Genomic DNA, 16,054 nt, shown 5'->3' with positions numbered 1-16,054 from the left:
CATGAGGGGCTCACCAGCGCAGGAGGACGAGTTCGGAGGCGAAACCCGGGCCGAAGGCGATCATCAGCCCGGTCGATCCCGGCGCGGGAGGCCCCGCGGCCTGGATCCCGGCCAGGATGTGCAGGACGGAGGCGGACGACAGGTTGCCCGCCGTCGCGAGCGAACGCCGGCTCGCGGCGAGCGCGGAATCCGCCAGCCCGAGGGTCTCGGACAGCACGTCGAGGATCTTCGGACCGCCCGGGTGGCAGATCCAGGCGTCGACATCGGACGGTTTGAGGTCGTGCCCGGCCAGGAAGGTCTCGACCTCCTCCGCCACGTGCAGCCGGACCAGCTCGGGCAGTTCCCGCCCGAGCACCATGCGGAAGCCCCAGTGGCCGATGTCCCAGCCCAGCAGGTGCTCGGTGCCCGGATACAGCCGGCTGCGCGAGGCCACCACCGAGGGCCAGGCGCCGCTCTCGTACAGGGGGTGGCCGCTGCTCACCGCCAGCAGGGCCCCGGCCCCGTCACCGAACAGCGCCCCTGCCACGAGGTTCGCCATCGAGGTGTCGGTGGGCTGGAGGGTGAGCGAGCACAGCTCCGTCGACAGCAGCAGGGCCGCCTGGCCGGGACGGCCGCTCAGGTGGTCGTGCAGATGGCCGAGCCCGGCGGCGCCGGCCGCACAGCCGAGTCCGAACAGCGGCATCCGTTTGACGTCGGGCCGCAGCCCGGTCCGGGCGGCCAGCCGGGCCTCCAGGGAAGGGGTGGCGAGCCCGGTCACCGTCGTCGACATCACCAGGTCCAGGTCCCGTGCGGCCAGTCCGCCCTCGGCGAGGGCGAGTTCGACGGCGCGGGCGCCGAGATCGAGCGCCGCCGAGGTGAACAACGCGTTCGTGGTGCCGAAGTCGTTCCAGGGCCCGTACCGCTCCAGGGGCAGCGCGAGATGCCGGGCGTCGACCCGGACCGACTCGTGCACCCGGCGCAGCAGAGCGGTGTCCGCACCCGGCGGGAGGAAACGGGCCAGCGCCTCCGTGATTTCCGACTGCTCGTAGCGGTGCGGCGGGAGCACGCTGCTCACTGCCAGGACACGTGTCATTGACCCAACATAGGGAACAACCGACATTTCATGACGAAAGACGCGAACCGGGCGTGCCGTCGCCGCATACCGTGACGCCCGTGCCCGCCACCCGACAGTCCCCGATGCCCGTACAGACCCCCGTCCGCCCGAGCCCCGCGGCGGCCGCGACCGCTCTGCTCGCCGCTTGCCACCCCCTCCCGGCGGCCGCGGTCACCCTCTTCACCGCCGCCCTCGCCGTGGCCGCAGGGCGCGGTCCCGCGGGCTGCGCGGCCGCCGCCGGGGCCGTCGCGGCCGGCCAGCTCTCCGTGGGCTGGAGCAACGACCGCGTCGACCTGCGGCGCGACCTGGCCACGGGCCGACGGGACAAACCCCTGGTGGCGGGCGGGCTACGGCCCGCCACGGTGACCTGCGCCGCGACCGCGGCGCTGCTGCTCTGCGTGCCGCTGTCGCTGGCCTCGGGGTGGCGGGCCGGCGCCGTGCACCTCGGCGCGGTCGCGGCCGCCTGGGCGTACAACCTGCGGCTCAAGAGCACGGCCGCGTCCTGGCTCCCGTACGCCCTCGCCTTCGGCCTGCTCCCGGCCTTCGTCACGCTCGGCCTGCCCGGGGCGCCCTGGCCCCCGCTGTGGCTCACTGGCGCCGCCGCCCTGCTCGGCGCCGGGGCGCACTTCGCCAATGTCCTGCCCGACATCGCGGACGACCTGGCCACCGGAGTGACCGGGCTGCCGCAGCGGCTCGGCGGCCGCCGCTCGGGCGCACTCGCCGGGCTGCTCACGCTCGGCTCCGCCGCGGCCCTGGTGGCGGGACCGCCGGGGCGGGTGTCCCCGTACGGCTGGGGGCTGCTGGCGCTCACCGGAGCCGTGGTGCTCGCCACCGCCCGGGCCGGCGGCCGGATCCCCTTCCTCGGTGCGCTCCTGGTCGCGGGCGCCGACGTGGCGCTCCTGGTGGTGCGCGGCGCCGGGCCCGGCTGAGCCGGAGCACCTGCTTCCGGACCACTTCCGGACCACTTCCGGACTGCTTCCGGACTACTTCTGGACGCGGAGCGCGGCGGTGTGCTCGCGGACCTGCTCGGGGGTGAGATAGGCGTCGGTGAACTCGAAGTCGCGCAGCGTGGCCCGCTTCTGCGCCTGGAAGCCGGTACGGACGAAGTCGTCCCCGGCGACCGCGTTGATCAGCCAGTTGGTCAGCACCCGGGTCTTCGCCACGTTCGTCCGCAGCGCCGTCCAGTGGTAGCCGCGGGCCACCGCCTGGGCCGGGAGGCCGCGCAGCTCGATGCCGAGCGGCTTGGAGACGGCGTCGCGCCCGCCGAGATCCACCACCAGACCCAGGTCCTTGTGCACGTACGGACGCATCGGCTGGTGGCGCAGCGAGGCGATGACACTGTCGGCGGCGGCCTTGCCCTGCCGCATGGCGTGCTGCGCGGTCGGCGGGCAGAGGGCCTCCCCGCCCGTGGCCAGATCCGGGACGGCCGCCGCGTCCCCGAGGGCGAAGGCGCCGTCGGCACCGGGCACGGTCAGCTCCGGGCGCACCACCAGCCGCCCCTTGAGGGTCTCCGCGCCCAGGGTGGCCACGAGCGGGCTGGCCGCGACCCCGGCCGTCCAGACCAGGGTCCGGCTGGGGAGCACGCGGCCGTCGGTGAGCGTCACCTTCTCGGGACCCACCTCGGAGACCGAGACCCCGAGCGAGACCTCGATCCCGCGCCTGCGCAGGATGTCCAGGGCGGCCCGGCCGAGCTTGTCGCCGAGTTCCGGCATCAGCTTGGGGGCCAGGTCCACGAGGTGCCACTTGATCAGCCCGGGATCCAGCCGGGGGTAGCGGGCCGCCGCGTTGCGGGTGAGCCGTTGCAGGCAGGCGACGGTCTCCGTGCCCGCGTAGCCGCCGCCGACCACCACGAACTGCAGCCTGGCCGCGCGTTCGGCCTCGTCCTCGCTGGCGTCCGCCAGGTCGAGCTGGGCGATCACGTGGTCGCGCAGGTACGCGGCCTCGGCGAGGGTCTTCATCCCGCGCGCGTGATCGACCAGCCCGGGGATGTCGAAGGTCCGGGTGATGCTGCCGGGGGCCAGCACGATGACGTCGTACGGCTGGTCGACCGTCTCGCCGGTGATCTTGCGGATGACGCAGATCTTCGCCTTGGTGTCCACGCCGATCGCCCCGCCCGGGATGATCCGGGTGCGGTGCCTGCTGCTGCGGCGCAGCGAGACGGCGATCGACTGCGGGGTCAGCACGCCGGCGGCGACCTGGGGGAGCAGCGGCAGGTACAGCTGGTAGGAGGAGGGCGTGACCAGCGAGATCTCGGCCTCGGCCGGGGACAGCCGCCTCTCCAGCCGCCGGACGCAGGCGACCCCGGCGAAACCGGCACCCACAACGAGAATCCTCGAACGCGACACGGTGTACGTCCCTTCCCAGACAGGCGGTTCCTGTGTCGGGTCGTCTGCCCCGTGGGCGGGGAATCTGCACATCTGTTTCAGGACGGGACCCGGGTGGCCGTCCCCCAGGCCGGTTCCGACGGTTCTGCCGGCCCAGCGGTTCAGGGCGCGGAGGGCGGGCGGCGGGTGCGGGTCCAGTCGAGCAGCTGGTCCGCGGTCCAGGTGTTCACGACCCGCTCGGCCCGCACCCCGCACTCCACGGCGCGTTCGCAGCCCTGAAGCTGCCAGTCCAGCTGCCCCGGGGCGTGCGCGTCGGTGTCGATGGCGAACAGCGTCCCGCTCTCGACGGCGAGCCGCAGCAGCCGCCGGGGCGGGTCCAGCCGCTCGGGCCTGCTGTTGATCTCCACGGCCGTACCGGACTCCGCGCACGCCGCGAACACGGCGGCGGCGTCGAACTCCGACTCCGGGCGCGTCCGGCCCGTCACCAGCCGCCCGGTGCAGTGGCCGAGGACGTCCATCAGCGGATTGCGTACGGCGGCCAGCAGCCGGCGCGTCATCGCGGGGGACTCCATCCGCAGCTTGGAGTGGACCGAACCCACGACCACGTCGAGCTGCTCCAGCAGCTCCGGCTCCTGGTCGAGCGAGCCGTCGGCCAGGATGTCGCACTCGATGCCGGAGAGCAGCCGGAACGGCGCCCAGGACGCGTTCAGCCCGGCCAGCACCCCCAGCTGCTCGCGCAGCCGCTCGGGCGAAAGCCCCCGGGCCACCTTCAGGCTCGGCGAATGGTCCGTGAGCACCGCCCACTCGTGGCCCAGCTCGGCGGCGGCCCGGCCCATGGCCTCGATGGGGCTGCCGCCGTCGGACCACTCCGAGTGCAGGTGGCAGTCCCCGCGCAGGGCGGCCCGCAGCGCACGGGCGGCGGCACTGGCGGGCGGCCCGGCGGGGTGCGCCGCGACCTCGTCCTCCAGCTTCTGCAGGTACTCAGGGACCTTCCCGCCCAGTGCCTCCCGCACCACCTGGCCGGTCTTGGGCCCGAGGCCCTTGACCGCCTCCAGCGAACCGGCCGCGACCCGTTCGGCGACCTCGCGCTCGCCGAGGCGCTCGACCGTGGCGGCCGCCGTACGGAAGGCCTGTACGCGGTAGGTCGGGGCCTGTCCGCGCTCCAGCAGGAAGGCGATCCGGTTCAGCGCGGCAACCGGGTCCATCGCGCACCTCCTGTGCCCAGTGTGGCAAGCGACGCCGGGCCGGGCACATCGGCGGCCGGGCACAGCGGTCGGCCGGGCGCCCGGCACAGCGGTCGGCCGGCCACAGTGGTCAGGGCGCCGGCGGCGTCGTGAGGGCGGTGGTGAGGGTGAACAGCGCCCCGTCCGGGTCGCGCAGCGCCACCCACCTCTCCCGGGCGTTCGAGGCGACGTCCGAGACGGCCCGCCCGCCCAGCTCGACGGCCGCCTCGATCGCCGGTTCCAGCCGGGGGACCCGGAAGTGGACGTGCCAGCGGGGCCTGATGTGCGGGCTGTACGAGGCGGCCTCCACCGGGCCGCTGTTGAGGCGGGCGACCGGCTCCCCGGCGTGCCGCAGCACGACCTGGTCCTCCTCGTACGAGACCTCGCAGCAGCCGGGCCGGCCGGTGGCCCACTCCAGCACCGCACCGTAGAAGATCGCCGCGTCGAAGGCGTTGCGGGTCCGCAGCTCCAGCCAGGCCGGGGCCCGTCCCTCGCCCGAGCGCCAGTCGGAGGACACGGGGCCCTCCCAGATCCCGAACACCGCGCCGTCGAGATCCGCCGCCAGGGCCCCGCGGCCGCCGTTGGGGAAGGACACCGGGCCGACCGCGATCGTGCCGCTGCGCTCCCGGATCCGGCTCACCGCCACGTCGGCGTCGTCGACGGCGAAGTACGGGGTCCAGGCCACCGGCACCGCCAGATCGGCGGCCAGCGCCCCGATCCCCGCCACCGGCACACCGTCCAGCTGGGCCACCGAGAAGGCCTCGCCGAGCCGCGCCGGACGGAAGGTCCAGCCCGCGACCGCCCCGTAGAAACGCTGCGAGGCCGCCAGGTCCCGCGCCATCAGGCTCACCCAGCAGGGTGCTCCGAACACGTCCTTCGTCGAGATCCGCACCGCGTACTCCGCCTCTCACCGCCACCGTGACCCGCCGTCCGGTCACAAGAAGTAGCGTCCGGGGACCCTCGGTGACGCGGAGGCGCGCCACGACGGCCCCGGGCGGTCACCACCAGTAGGCGGGGTACTTCGGGGCCTTGCGCCGGATGCGGGATCCGGCGTATCCGGTGAGGACGAGCAGCACGGTCGAGCCGAACAGCAGCGGGACGAACCGGGTGGCCGCCGGTGCCTGGAGCACGACCACCACGGCGGTGGCGCAGGCCGCCGAGTGCGGGGTCCGGGCGACGATCAGCAGGGCCAGGGTGACACCCGCCGCCACGGCCGCCGCCCAGGCGCTGCTGCCCGCGGCGGCCAGCACCGCGTACCCCACGGCGGCGCCGAGCAGATGGCCGAGTACGACACCGCGCGGCTGGGCCAGCGGCAGCGTCGGCGCGCTGTGCACCAGGGCGGCGCTCGCGGCCAGCGGCGGGATGAGCACCGGCTCGTGGAGCATCGCACCGATCCCCACCAGGCCCAGCAGCACCGTCGTCGCCGCGCTGACGCTGTGGACGGCGGCCGCGGCGGTCGGCCGGGCGGGGGCCCGGCCGGAGATGGTCCGAGGGGCGCGGGACGGGGCCGCGGCCCCGTCCACGGGGGCTGTGGGCGCGTCGGGGTACGGCGCGGTGTCAGTGGTCATGTGCGGCAGGGTTTTTTCCGGTGCGGGCGGCCGGCAGGGGCCGTACGGAGGCAGGGGGCGGGGTGGTGCGGGCAGGGGCGGGGTTCTCATGACTTTATCGGGCGGTAGTACGACAACCGTCCCGGGGGTGAGCAAAAGCTCATCCGCCGCGGGCCACCGGACCTCATCGTGTATGACTGCCAAGGCAGCGGCGCAGTCCCGCGGAGGGACCAGGGAAGGACGAGAGCATGACGACGCACCCGCACCTCACCGAGGTCCCCACCGACCTCGACGCGGTGATCGCCGAAGCCCCCGCCGACGGCACCGGCGCGCTGTGGCGGCTGACCGGAGCGGCGCGCGGACTGGACTCCAACCTCGTCCGCCTCGCTCCGGACGGGGTCATCGCGGAGCACACCGAACCGGTCCTCGACGTGCTGCTGGTCGTGGTCGGGGGCACCGGCCGGCTCGGCACCGGGGACCGCTCGCACGACCTGCGGCCCCACACGGCCGTCCTGCTGCCGAGGAACACCCGGCGCTCACTGACGGCGGGCCCGCACGGGCTGGCGTACCTGACCGTCCACACCCGGCGGCCCGGCCTCGGCATCGGCACGGCCGCCGCTCCCGTGGCCTCCACCGCCCGCCCCGCCGAGGCCCCCGAGGGCTCCCAGGGGGGTGAGACGGCCTGTCTGCTGCACCGGGTCTGCCCCGACTGCGGCCGGCTCGCCGCCGAACGGGACGCCCGGTACTGCTCCCGCTGCGGCAGCCCACTGCCCCGGTGACGAACCGGGCCCGGATCCCCACAAGGCCTACGCTGGTGGTATGACGATCATGGGCCCGCACGACCTCGACGGCGCCGTCTCGGACTCCGTACAAGCCCTCCGGGGCGTCACGCACCTCGACTGGTCCCTCCCGGCCGCGGGACTGGACTGGAGCTGCCACGACACGGCCGTGCACCTGGCCGCGGACCTGACCGGGTTCGCCGCCCAGCTCGCCGGCCGGCACACCGGCTCCTGGCTCCCCCTCCAGGTCACCGCCGCCCCCGGCACCGCTCCCGGCGGACTCGTCGACCTCGTGGAGGCCAGCGGCCGGCTCCTGTCCGCCGCGGTCTACTCCGCCCGCCAGGACAGCCGCGCCTGGCACCCTGCGGGAGCGGCCGGCGCCGACGGCTTCGCCGCGATGGGCGCCGCCGAGGTGCTGCTGCACACCCACGACATCCTGCGGGGCCTCGGCGTCACGGACCGTCCGGGCGCCGGGCACCCCGACCACACGGCCGCCCTGATCCTCGACCGGCTCTTCCCCCACGCACCGCGCTCCGCGGCGGGCGGCCCCTGGCAGTCGCTCCTGGCCGCCACGGGCCGGGCCGACCTCCCCGACCTGGCCCCCCAGCAGAACTGGCGCTGGTACAACGACCCGATCCGCGGGGTCGGCGTCGTCCTGTGCGAGATCGGCCCGGCGGCCGCCGCCGACCTGCACGCCGGCGGCACCGGCGGCTTCGCCTGGACGGAGGACGGACCGGCCGAGGGAACCCGTATCGCAGCCGGGATGGTCGGCCTGGCGTGCGAGGTGGGCGAATACCGGCCCGGCTGGGGCCCGTACGCCATCGTCCGGGCCCGGGACCACCGCGCGATCGGGGGCATCGGCTTCCACAGCGCCCCCGACCCCGACGGCCGCGCGGAGATCGGCTACGACCTGGTCCCCTCGGCCCGCCGCAGGGGCCACGCCACCGAGGCGCTCCGCGCGCTGGCCGCCTGGGCGTTCGAGCAGCCCGGCCTGACCGAGCTGCACGCCAGGGTCGAGGACGGGAACACCGCCTCCCACGCCGTCGTGCGGCGGGCCGGATTCCAGGAATCCGGCTCCGCCGACGGCTCCGTCCTGTACCGGCTGCGCCCCCTGTAGCCGCAGCCGGCCGGATGCCAGGTGGTCGGCGGGGTCGCCGATGGTCGCCGCTCGGTCAGAAGCCGCAGTTGGTGACCCACTTGTGGGAGGAGATGCGGTCGTTCCACTCCCACGGGATGTTGCCGGCCGAGCCGTTCGGGGCGCAGGTCGAGGCGCCGGTGTAGCCGATGTTCTCGTACACCCGGACATCGCCCAGCGAACCGGAGTAGCCGTTGTTCCACCAGGACGAGGCCCGGTCGTTCATGTCGTAGCTGCCGCCGCGGCCACAGGTGCGCCAGTCGGAGTCGTTGCCGCTCCAGCCACAGGACGGACCACCGCGGTTGGTGTCCGCCCAGACCCAGTAGTTGCCGTCGGCCGCCACACCCGAGGCGTCGGCGGGGGCCGCGGCGGCCGAGGTCACCGTCGCGGGAACGGCCAGCAGCGGCACCGCGAGCACGCAGGCCAGCATCGTCGTGCGGAACTTACGCATGGGATTCTCCTTCTCGATGGGTGTGCTGAGCCACGACGCGCTCCGCCTTCGGGAGCGCGTCGTTCTGGAGCCGCCGCCTCAGGTCGATCTCGTCCCGGTGCTGCGCACGGACTTCTTCGCCATAGGCGCGGTCCAGAGTCTGGGAGACCCGGGCCAGCGGGGTGCCGGTCGCACAGGTCGCTTCGGTGACCGCCAGCGCGGTCTCGGCCGCGTCGGCCTGCCCGGGCCCGGCGCCGTCGGCCAGTTCGGCCGCGGCCTGCCGGGACTCGGCCGGAGTGGAGTAGGGCCGGCCCGCCGCCCGCATGCAGGCGGACCACTGCCCGACCGCCTCCGTCCAGCGGGCGTCCTGCCGTACCCGTGCCTCCTGCACCGGCCGGAGGTTCATCGTGACGACCTTGGCGCGGAACCAGCCGGCCAGATCCCCGTAGAGCGCGCGCTGGGCATCCGCGATGCACCCCTCGGTGCTCGCGGTGAGGGTCATTCCGGTGGGGGTGGTGGCCGAGAGCCCCTCGGGTGAGGCACCCATGAGCGCGGTCCGCGCCGCCGCCCGCTGCCGGGCCGAAAGGCGCATGAAGTACCGCTGGTTGGGATCGGCCTCCCGGGCACCGGCGCTCCCGCGGTCCTCCCGCCCCCCGTAGCCGTGGGCCCGCGCCCACTCCACGTCGTCCACCCCGTACGGGAACGAGCGCTGCGCCGCGGCCTCCTGCGCGGGCTCGGTGACGGCGTACGGGAAACCCCGCGCGGCCATGCACCGGCTGATCAGGATCTGCTCCGCCCGCGCCAGCAGCCGGGACTGCTCGGCGCTCGGCTCCCGTACGGGACCCGGCTCCCGGTGCGGCGTCCCGGACCCGCAGCCGCCCAGGGCCAGGGCCGCTGCCAGGGCGGCAGCCGTAACCGCCGTCGCACGTGCTCCGTTCATCTGCGGGAACCCCCTCTCCGGCCGTGCACGGCGCGGTCGCCGTGGTGCCGGATCCAGGTCTAGCCGCCATCCGTTGTTCGGCGTCGGCGCCCTGGCAGTGAACAAACAATTGCTGAACAATCCGCCCCGAAGGGCAGGAAAGCCGCTGCGTGGAAGGGGCTGTGCATGGCACGCAAGGAACGTCCGCTGGAAGGCGGGGACGGACCGCTGCTGGAGTTCGCCGCCGCCCTGCGCCGCCTGCGGCACGAGGCCGGATCCCCGCCCTACCGGGACCTCGCCGCGCGCGCCCACTACTCCGTCGCCACCCTGTCCGGGGCCGCCGCCGGACGCCGGCTGCCCAGCCTCGACGTCACCCTGTCCTACGTACGCGCCTGCGGCGGCGACCCGGTGGAGTGGGAACGGCGCTGGCACGCCGTCGCCGTCGAACTGGCCGTGGAGACCCCCGGCCTCCTCGGCGAGGAGGACGGCGCCCACGAGCCGCCGTACGTGGGGCTCGCGGCCTTCCGGGCCGAGGACGCGGAGCTCTTCTTCGGGCGGGAGCGGCTCGTCGAGGACCTCGTCTCCACCCTGGCCCGGCACCGGGTCCTCGCCCTCGTCGGCGCCTCCGGAGCCGGCAAGTCCTCCCTCCTGCGGGCCGGGCTGCTGCCGCGGCTGCGCCGCGACGCGCCGCGCCGCACGGTGCGGGTCATCACCCCCGGCCCGCACCCGCTGGACCGCGCCCAGGAGGCGCTGGCCGGACAGCAGGAGGGAGGCGAGGAAGAACTCGTACTGATCGTCGACCAGTTCGAGGAGGTCTTCACCGTCTGCGCCGACCCCGACGAACGCGCCCGCTTCGTCTCCGCGCTCGACGAGGCCGCACGCCGGCCCGGCTCCCGCTGCCGGGTCGTCCTGTGCGTACGGGCCGACTTCTACGCGCACTGCACCCGCCACGCCGAACTCGTCGGAGTCCTGCGCGAGGCCCAGGTCCTCGTCGGACCGATGAGCGCCGCCGAACTGAGGCGGGCCGTCGTCGAACCCGCCCGCCGGGCCGGACTCACCGTCGAAGGCGCCCTCCAGGCCACCCTCGTCGCCCACGCCCACGGCCGGATCGGCGTCCTGCCCCTGCTCTCCCACGCCCTGCTGGAGACCTGGCGGCGCCGCCGGGGCGCGGCCCTCACCCTGGACGGCTTCCAGGCCGCCGGCGGATTCGAAGGAGCCCTCGCGCAGTCGGCCGAAGCGCTCCACGGCTCCCTCACCGGCCGTCAGCAGCAGCTGGCCCGGCAGATCTTCGTCCACCTGATCGCGCTCGGCGACGGCACCGAGGACACCAAACGCCCCGTGGCGCGCGAGGAGCTCGACGCGGACGCCGACACGAACGCCGTACTCGGCCGGGCGGCCCGGCTGCGGCTGCTCACCCTCGGCCAGGGCCGGGTCGAACTCACCCACGAGGCGCTGATCCGCGCCTGGCCCCGGCTGCGCGGCTGGCTCACCGAGGACCGGGAACGGCTGCGCCGGCACCGCCAGCTCACCGAAGCCGCCCGCTCCTGGGAGGGCGTGGGGCGCGACCCCGGCGCCCTGCTGCGGGGGACCCGGCTCGCCCTGGCCCGCGACCTCGTCGACACCCCCGGCCTCGGGCTCACCACCGCGGAGCGGGAGTTCCTCGACGCCAGCGCAGCCGCCGAGGCGGCGGCCGGCGACTCGGCCCGCCGCCGCACCCGCCGGCTGCGGATCCTGGTCGCCACGCTGGCCGCCCTCGTGGTGGTGGCCGCGGTCGCCACCGGCAACGCCGTACGGGCTGAGGAGGAGGTCACCCGGCAGCGCAACGACGCCGTCGCGCAGAACCTCGCCGAGACCGCGGGCGGCATCGGCAACAGCGAACCCGGCCTGGCCGTCCAGCTGAGCCTCACGGCCTACCGGCTCTCACCGACCTCCCGGACCCACGACAGCCTGCTCAGCGCCCTGATGACCGCGTGTCCCGCCCACACCAAGGAGGTCGTCGCCCTCGCCTACCGCCCCGACGGCCGTCAACTGGCCACCGCCAGCGGCGACCGCACCGCCCGGCTCTGGCGGATCCGCGGCACCGACCGGCCCGTCGCGGTGGCCACCCTCACCGGCCACCGCGAGGCCCTGCGCGCCGTCGCCTACCGTCCCGACGGCCGTACGCTGGCCACCGCCTCCGCCGACGGGAACGTACGGCTCTGGGACGTGGCGGAGCCCTCCCGCCCCGCCGTCGCGGCCGAGCTCGTCGAACGGGGAGGCGACGTACGCGCCCTCGCCTTCAGCCCCGACGGCCGCACCCTCGCCACCACCGGGGCCGACGGCAGCGTCCGCACGTGGGACGTGGCCGACCCCCGGCACCCCGCCGAGGCGGCCCGGCTCACCGGCCACCAGGACGCCCTGCGCGCCGTCACCTTCAGCCCGGACGGCCGTACCCTCGCCACGGCCGGCGAGGACCGCACCGTACGGCTCACCGACATCACCGACCGCGAGCACCCGAAGCCGCTGGCCACCGTCGAGGGCCACGACACGGCGGTCTTCTCCGTCGCCTTCAGCCCCGACGGCCGCACCCTCGCCTCCGCCAGCGGCGGCCACACCCCCGTACGCCTCTGGGACCTGAAGGACCTCGGCCGCCCCGCACCGCACGCCACCCTCGCGGGCCACACCGACGTGGTGGGCGCGGTGGCCTTCAGCCCGGACGGCCGCACCCTCGCCACCGCCAGCGACGACCGCACCGTCCGGCTGTGGAACGTGGCCCGGCCCGCCCACCCCGCGCTGCTGACCACCCTCACCGGGCACATCACCGCCGTCGGCTCGGTGGCCTTCAGCCCCGACGGCTCCGTCCTGGCCTCTGGCGGCTTCGACAACACCCTGCGCCTGGCGGGCACCGACCGGGACCGCGCCGCCGCGGGAGCCTGCGCCCACACAGGACCCCGGATCAGCCGCGCCCAGTGGTCCCAGTACATGCCCTACCTCGACTACGCGCCGCCGTGCACCGGTCTGGAGCGGCCCTGACCGCCCGGGCCGTCTAACCTCGGTACCGGCACATCGTGCGTCCGGAACGGCTCGGAAGGCAGGTCCCGCATGGCGAGTTCCCCGATTCCCGTGATCGATCTCGGCCCCTGGCGGTCCGGCGGGCCCGAGGCCCGCGCCGAGGTGGCGCACCAGGTCGACGAGGCCCTGCGGGCCGCCGGCTTCCTGCTGGTCACCGGCCACGGAGTGGATCCGTCCCTGCCCGCCAGGATCCGGGAGGAGGCCCGGACCTTCTTCCGGCTGCCGACGGCCGTGAAGGAGCCCTACTCCGTGGCGGTGGGCGGCCGGGGCTGGCTCGGCCCGGGTGCGGAGGCCAACAGCTACGCCGAGGGGACCGCCTCGCCCCCCGACCTGAAGGAGTCCTGGTCCTGCGCGGCCGAGGACCCCACCGGGATCCCCTCGGTGGACGCCGAGTGGTTCCGGCCCAACGCCTGGCCGGCCGAAGTACCCGGGCTCCGGCCGCTGGTGGCCGAGTACCTGGCGGCGATGCGCGCGCTCTCCGACGAGCTGCTGGAACTGCTGGCCGGCGCCCTGGGCCTGTCCGGGGACCATTTCACCCGGCACACCGGCCACCCCACCTGGGGGTTCAACCTCAACTGGTACCCCGGCACCGCGACGATCGGCCGGCCGCTGCCCGGCCAGTTCCGCATCGGCCCCCACACCGACTTCGGCACGGTCACGGTCCTGGACCGCGAACCGGGCGCGGGCGGCCTGCAGGTCCACACCGACGCCGACGGCTGGCAGGACGCCCCCTACGACCCTGCGGCGCTCACGGTGAACATCGGCGACCTGATGGCCCGCTGGACGGGCGACCGCTGGCGGGCCGGCCGCCACCGCGTCCTGCCCCCGCCCGCCGACGCCCCGGCCGAGGAACTCGTCTCGCTGGTCTACTTCTACGAATGCGATCCGCACACCCGGGTGGAATCCCTTCCGGCCCCACTGGGCCGGGTGACCCACCCGCCGGTCGACTCGCACACCTACCTGCGGGAGAAGCTCGACGCGATCACCGTGGCCTGAGCGGGTTCAGGATCCGGCCCCCGGCTGCCCTGCCACCTCGGCCAGGGTGAGCGCGGGGCACCCGAAGAGGGCGGTGAGCACACCGCGCTGGCGCCCTGTCAGCGGGCCCAGGAACACCACCGCCCCGGCACCGGTCTCCTCGCGGGCGGCGGCGATCTCGCGGATCTTTCCGTACCTCATGAGGGTCCGTGAGGAGAAGGGCAGGCCCATCTTCCGCACCCCGCCGTCGGACACCCCGCGGCGCTGCACGGCCCGCCCGAGCACCCGTAGGCCCCGCGCCTCCAGCTCGGCGGCGGCCGCGTCCATCCGCTCCGCGAAGTCCTTCTGCTTCGCGGAGAAGTACCCCGCCAGCAGCACCCCGGACCCCGCGGCAGGCGGCCGGGGCGCGGCGGTCGGCGGATCCGGACGCCCGGACCGGCGGCGCGCGGGCCGGCGGGCACGGGAGTGGCTGCGGTCATGGTGCACGCCGCCACCGTAGGGGACGTGCCGTCCGAAGGCCCGGCAATTTCCCGTCGGCACACACGAGCCCCCAGGTGCCTACGACTTGAGGGTGACAGGCCGCCCCCCGCAGGTCGCAGGGTCGGCTCCTCCTGTGAGCTGACGAGCGCAAGCCCGCCGATGCGTAACTTCAGGGGCATGAACCGACGCCGTACAGTCACCACCGCAGCCCTGTTCGCGCTGCTGCTCCCACTCCCGCTGGCCGCCGCGGGAGCCTCCGCCGCCGCCGAGGCGCCGGCCGTGGCCGAGAGCCGCCGGGTGCTGCCCGAACTCCCGCGTCCCACGGGCCGGTTAGCCGTAGGCCAGGACACCCTGCACCTGGTGGACCGCAGCCGCACCGACCCCTGGGCGGGCTCCGGCCCGCGCGAGCTGATGGTGACCATGCGCTACCCCGCCCAGCGCGGCACCGGCGGCCCCGTGCGCTACCTCACCGACGAGGAGGCCCGGCTGCTGCTCGTCGACCGGGGGCTCGACAAGGTGATCCCGGTCGAGTCCCTCGCCGGTACGAAGTCCTCCGCCCGGTCCGGTGCCCGCCCCGTCGAGGGCCGGTACCCGCTGATCGTCCTCTCGCCCGGCTTCACCGTCCCGCGCGCCACCCTCACCGCGCTCGCCGAGGACCTCGCCTCCCGCGGCTACGTGGTCGCCGCGGTGGACCACGCGTACGAGAGCGCCGGCACCGCCTTCCCCGGCGGACGCGTACTGCCCTGCCTGGCCTGCGAGAAGGTCCATGACGAGGCCGGCTACAAGAGCGTCAGCGACAACCGCGCCCGCGACGTGTCCTTCCTGCTCGACCGCCTCACCGGCCGCCACCCGGCCTGGAACCGCGCCGGCCTGATCGACCGCGGCCGCATCGCGATGGCGGGCCACTCCATCGGCGGGGCCTCGGCGGCCGCCGCGATGGCCGCCGACCCCCGGGTCAAGGCGGGCATCGACATGGACGGCACGCTGTTCACCCCGGTCCCCGAGAGCGGACTCGGCGGCCGCCCCTTCATGCTGCTCGGCGCCAAGGACACCCGCCCCGGCGCGGAGGCCAGCTGGGACCGGGACTGGAACCGCCTCGACGGCTGGAAGCGCTGGATCACCTTCGCCGACTCGGGCCACTTCACCTTCACCGACTGGCCCGCCATCGGGGACCAGCTCGGCCTGCCCGACCCGGAAACCCCGCTGCCCGGCACGCGCTCCGTCGAGCTGACCCGGCGCTACGTCGGCGCCTTCTTCGACCAGCACCTCAAGGGCAGGCCCCAGCCCGTGCTGGACGGCCCGACCGCGGACGCGCCGGAGGTCTCCTTCCACAACCCGTAGCCGGGACGGTCCCGAGGCGGGGGCGGCGGGGGCGGATTACCCCTGGCCGGGCGCGTTCGGCAGGATGTGGTGCATGACCGAGATCCGCACCCCCCGCCTCCTCCTCCGCCGCTGGACCGACGACGACCTCGTCCCCCTGTCGGAGATCCTCGCCGACCCGGAGGTGATGCGCTGGATCGGCGACGGCTCCACCCTCGACCTCGACGAGACGGCCGAGGCCATCGAGCGCTGGGAGGAGGAGTGGGACGACGAGGGTTTCGGTCTCTTCGCCGTCGAGCTGCTGGCCTCGGGCGAGCTGATCGGCGCCGTCGGCCTGTCCGTGCCCGAGGGGCTCCCGGAGGTGGCGCACGAGGTGGAGATCACCTGGCGCCTGGGCCGGCCCTTCTGGGGACAGGGCTACGCCTCCGAAGCCGCCCACGCCACCTTGGAATTCGCGCTCCAGGACCGCGGCCTCGACCGGGTCGTCGCCGTGAACCGGGCGGGCAACGACGAGTCGGAGAACGTGATCCGCAAGCTGGGCATGGAGCCCGACCGGGACATCACCCACCCGGAGCACGGACACCTCCTGCGGGTGCACAGCATCGACCTCACCGAGTACGAGGCCTGATCCGCGCCGCTCCGCATCAGCCGTTCGGAGGACCCGGGGGCCCTCCGGACGGCTCGCGGGCTCCGGCCGCCGGGCCGACCGGCCGCCCGGGGACACGGGACCACCATGGAACCGCAGGGGCGGGCGCACTCGCGTACCGCCCCGCCCGGA

The 16,054-nt window shown here is 75.0% G+C and carries 15 protein-coding genes; 7 read left to right on the top strand and 8 right to left on the bottom strand.

All coding sequences use genetic code 11. From position 1 onward, the window contains the following. Window positions 1–10 precede the first annotated feature (10 nt). Entirely contained in the window at window positions 11–1,072 is a 1,062-nt protein-coding gene (locus tag ACZ4TG_RS02295; RefSeq protein WP_468159420.1) for a type III polyketide synthase, read from the bottom strand. Window positions 1,073–1,152: 80 nt separating this feature from the next. On the opposite strand from ACZ4TG_RS02295, the gene ACZ4TG_RS02290 reads away from it, so the two are divergent. Next, entirely contained in the window at window positions 1,153–2,022 is an 870-nt protein-coding gene (locus ACZ4TG_RS02290; RefSeq protein ID WP_468159419.1) for a UbiA family prenyltransferase, read from the top strand. A gap of 54 nt (window positions 2,023–2,076) precedes the next feature. Here ACZ4TG_RS02290 and ACZ4TG_RS02285 read toward each other — a convergent pair whose 3' ends face one another. The 4 genes from ACZ4TG_RS02285 to ACZ4TG_RS02270 form a co-directional block, all read right to left on the bottom strand. Then, the gene (locus tag ACZ4TG_RS02285; protein ID WP_468159418.1) at window positions 2,077–3,438 is read right to left on the bottom strand and encodes an NAD(P)/FAD-dependent oxidoreductase; all 1,362 of its coding nucleotides are present in this window, start codon (window positions 3,436–3,438) and stop codon (window positions 2,077–2,079) included. A 140-nt stretch (window positions 3,439–3,578) separates the two neighbouring features. After that, window positions 3,579–4,622, bottom strand: a complete 1,044-nt coding sequence (locus ACZ4TG_RS02280) for a PHP domain-containing protein (protein WP_468159417.1) — start codon at window positions 4,620–4,622, stop codon at window positions 3,579–3,581. 109 nt (window positions 4,623–4,731) lie between these two features. Further along, window positions 4,732–5,481: a VOC family protein gene (locus tag ACZ4TG_RS02275; RefSeq protein WP_468159774.1), complete on the bottom strand. Its 750-nt coding sequence runs from the start codon at window positions 5,479–5,481 to the stop codon at window positions 4,732–4,734. Between the two features lie 157 nt (window positions 5,482–5,638). Further along, window positions 5,639–6,208: an HPP family protein gene (locus ACZ4TG_RS02270; RefSeq protein ID WP_468159416.1), complete on the bottom strand. Its 570-nt coding sequence runs from the start codon at window positions 6,206–6,208 to the stop codon at window positions 5,639–5,641. Between the two features lie 227 nt (window positions 6,209–6,435). Here ACZ4TG_RS02270 and ACZ4TG_RS02265 point away from each other — a divergent pair, with 227 nt between their 5' ends. Both ACZ4TG_RS02265 and ACZ4TG_RS02260 read left to right on the top strand, forming a co-directional pair. Continuing rightward, the gene (locus tag ACZ4TG_RS02265; protein ID WP_468159415.1) at window positions 6,436–6,966 is read left to right on the top strand and encodes a hypothetical protein; all 531 of its coding nucleotides are present in this window, start codon (window positions 6,436–6,438) and stop codon (window positions 6,964–6,966) included. A 40-nt stretch (window positions 6,967–7,006) separates the two neighbouring features. Next, a complete protein-coding gene (locus tag ACZ4TG_RS02260; protein ID WP_468159414.1) occupies window positions 7,007–8,083 on the top strand; it encodes a GNAT family N-acetyltransferase in 1,077 nt (358 codons plus the stop codon). A 55-nt stretch (window positions 8,084–8,138) separates the two neighbouring features. Here the strand turns inward: ACZ4TG_RS02260 and ACZ4TG_RS02255 are convergent, their stop codons facing one another. Then, window positions 8,139–8,552, bottom strand: coding sequence for a peptidase inhibitor family I36 protein (locus ACZ4TG_RS02255; RefSeq protein WP_468159413.1), 414 nt, complete (start codon window positions 8,550–8,552; stop codon window positions 8,139–8,141). After that, window positions 8,545–9,471, bottom strand: a complete 927-nt coding sequence (locus ACZ4TG_RS02250; RefSeq protein WP_468159412.1) for a hypothetical protein — start codon at window positions 9,469–9,471, stop codon at window positions 8,545–8,547. Before ACZ4TG_RS02250 ends, ACZ4TG_RS02255 begins: the two co-directional genes overlap by 8 nt. Before the next feature lie 165 nt (window positions 9,472–9,636). On the opposite strand from ACZ4TG_RS02250, the gene ACZ4TG_RS02245 reads away from it, so the two are divergent. Both ACZ4TG_RS02245 and ACZ4TG_RS02240 read left to right on the top strand, forming a co-directional pair. Further along, the gene (locus tag ACZ4TG_RS02245; RefSeq protein WP_468159411.1) at window positions 9,637–12,462 is read left to right on the top strand and encodes a WD40 repeat domain-containing protein; all 2,826 of its coding nucleotides are present in this window, start codon (window positions 9,637–9,639) and stop codon (window positions 12,460–12,462) included. A 69-nt stretch (window positions 12,463–12,531) separates the two neighbouring features. Then, window positions 12,532–13,497, top strand: a complete 966-nt coding sequence (locus ACZ4TG_RS02240) for an isopenicillin N synthase family dioxygenase (protein WP_468159410.1) — start codon at window positions 12,532–12,534, stop codon at window positions 13,495–13,497. Window positions 13,498–13,503: 6 nt separating this feature from the next. On the opposite strand, the gene ACZ4TG_RS02235 is transcribed toward ACZ4TG_RS02240, so the two are convergent. Then, window positions 13,504–13,962, bottom strand: a complete 459-nt coding sequence (locus ACZ4TG_RS02235; protein ID WP_468159409.1) for a hypothetical protein — start codon at window positions 13,960–13,962, stop codon at window positions 13,504–13,506. 171 nt (window positions 13,963–14,133) lie between these two features. On the opposite strand from ACZ4TG_RS02235, the gene ACZ4TG_RS02230 reads away from it, so the two are divergent. Both ACZ4TG_RS02230 and ACZ4TG_RS02225 read left to right on the top strand, forming a co-directional pair. Further along, window positions 14,134–15,297 (top strand): alpha/beta hydrolase family protein, encoded by a 1,164-nt coding sequence (locus ACZ4TG_RS02230; protein ID WP_468159408.1) that lies wholly within the window; start codon window positions 14,134–14,136, stop codon window positions 15,295–15,297. Window positions 15,298–15,370: 73 nt separating this feature from the next. Continuing rightward, on the top strand, window positions 15,371–15,904 hold the full coding sequence (locus tag ACZ4TG_RS02225) for a GNAT family N-acetyltransferase (RefSeq protein ID WP_468159407.1): 534 nt from the start codon (window positions 15,371–15,373) through the stop codon (window positions 15,902–15,904). Window positions 15,905–16,054 lie beyond the last annotated feature (150 nt).

The organism is Streptomyces sp. NPDC028314, from assembly GCF_055565795.1.
The sequence above is the reverse complement of the archived record's forward strand: the minus strand, read 5'-3'. Positions and strand labels throughout refer to the sequence as shown.

What these genes read in the sequence shown, in the direction of transcription:
- ACZ4TG_RS02295 (WP_468159420.1), bottom strand. Translation starts at nt 1,072, where the DNA reads ATGACACGTGTCCTGGCAGTGAGCAGCGTGCTCCCGCCGCACCGCTAC.
- ACZ4TG_RS02280 (WP_468159417.1), bottom strand. Translation starts at nt 4,622, where the DNA reads ATGGACCCGGTTGCCGCGCTGAACCGGATCGCCTTCCTGCTGGAGCGC.
- ACZ4TG_RS02275 (WP_468159774.1), bottom strand. Translation starts at nt 5,481, where the DNA reads ATGGCGCGGGACCTGGCGGCCTCGCAGCGTTTCTACGGGGCGGTCGCG.
- ACZ4TG_RS02270 (WP_468159416.1), bottom strand. Translation starts at nt 6,208, where the DNA reads ATGACCACTGACACCGCGCCGTACCCCGACGCGCCCACAGCCCCCGTG.
- ACZ4TG_RS02265 (WP_468159415.1), top strand. Translation starts at nt 6,436, where the DNA reads ATGACGACGCACCCGCACCTCACCGAGGTCCCCACCGACCTCGACGCG.
- ACZ4TG_RS02260 (WP_468159414.1), top strand. Translation starts at nt 7,007, where the DNA reads ATGACGATCATGGGCCCGCACGACCTCGACGGCGCCGTCTCGGACTCC.
- ACZ4TG_RS02255 (WP_468159413.1), bottom strand. Translation starts at nt 8,552, where the DNA reads ATGCGTAAGTTCCGCACGACGATGCTGGCCTGCGTGCTCGCGGTGCCG.
- ACZ4TG_RS02250 (WP_468159412.1), bottom strand. Translation starts at nt 9,471, where the DNA reads ATGAACGGAGCACGTGCGACGGCGGTTACGGCTGCCGCCCTGGCAGCG.
- ACZ4TG_RS02245 (WP_468159411.1), top strand. Translation starts at nt 9,637, where the DNA reads ATGGCACGCAAGGAACGTCCGCTGGAAGGCGGGGACGGACCGCTGCTG.
- ACZ4TG_RS02240 (WP_468159410.1), top strand. Translation starts at nt 12,532, where the DNA reads ATGGCGAGTTCCCCGATTCCCGTGATCGATCTCGGCCCCTGGCGGTCC.
- ACZ4TG_RS02230 (WP_468159408.1), top strand. Translation starts at nt 14,134, where the DNA reads ATGAACCGACGCCGTACAGTCACCACCGCAGCCCTGTTCGCGCTGCTG.
- ACZ4TG_RS02225 (WP_468159407.1), top strand. Translation starts at nt 15,371, where the DNA reads ATGACCGAGATCCGCACCCCCCGCCTCCTCCTCCGCCGCTGGACCGAC.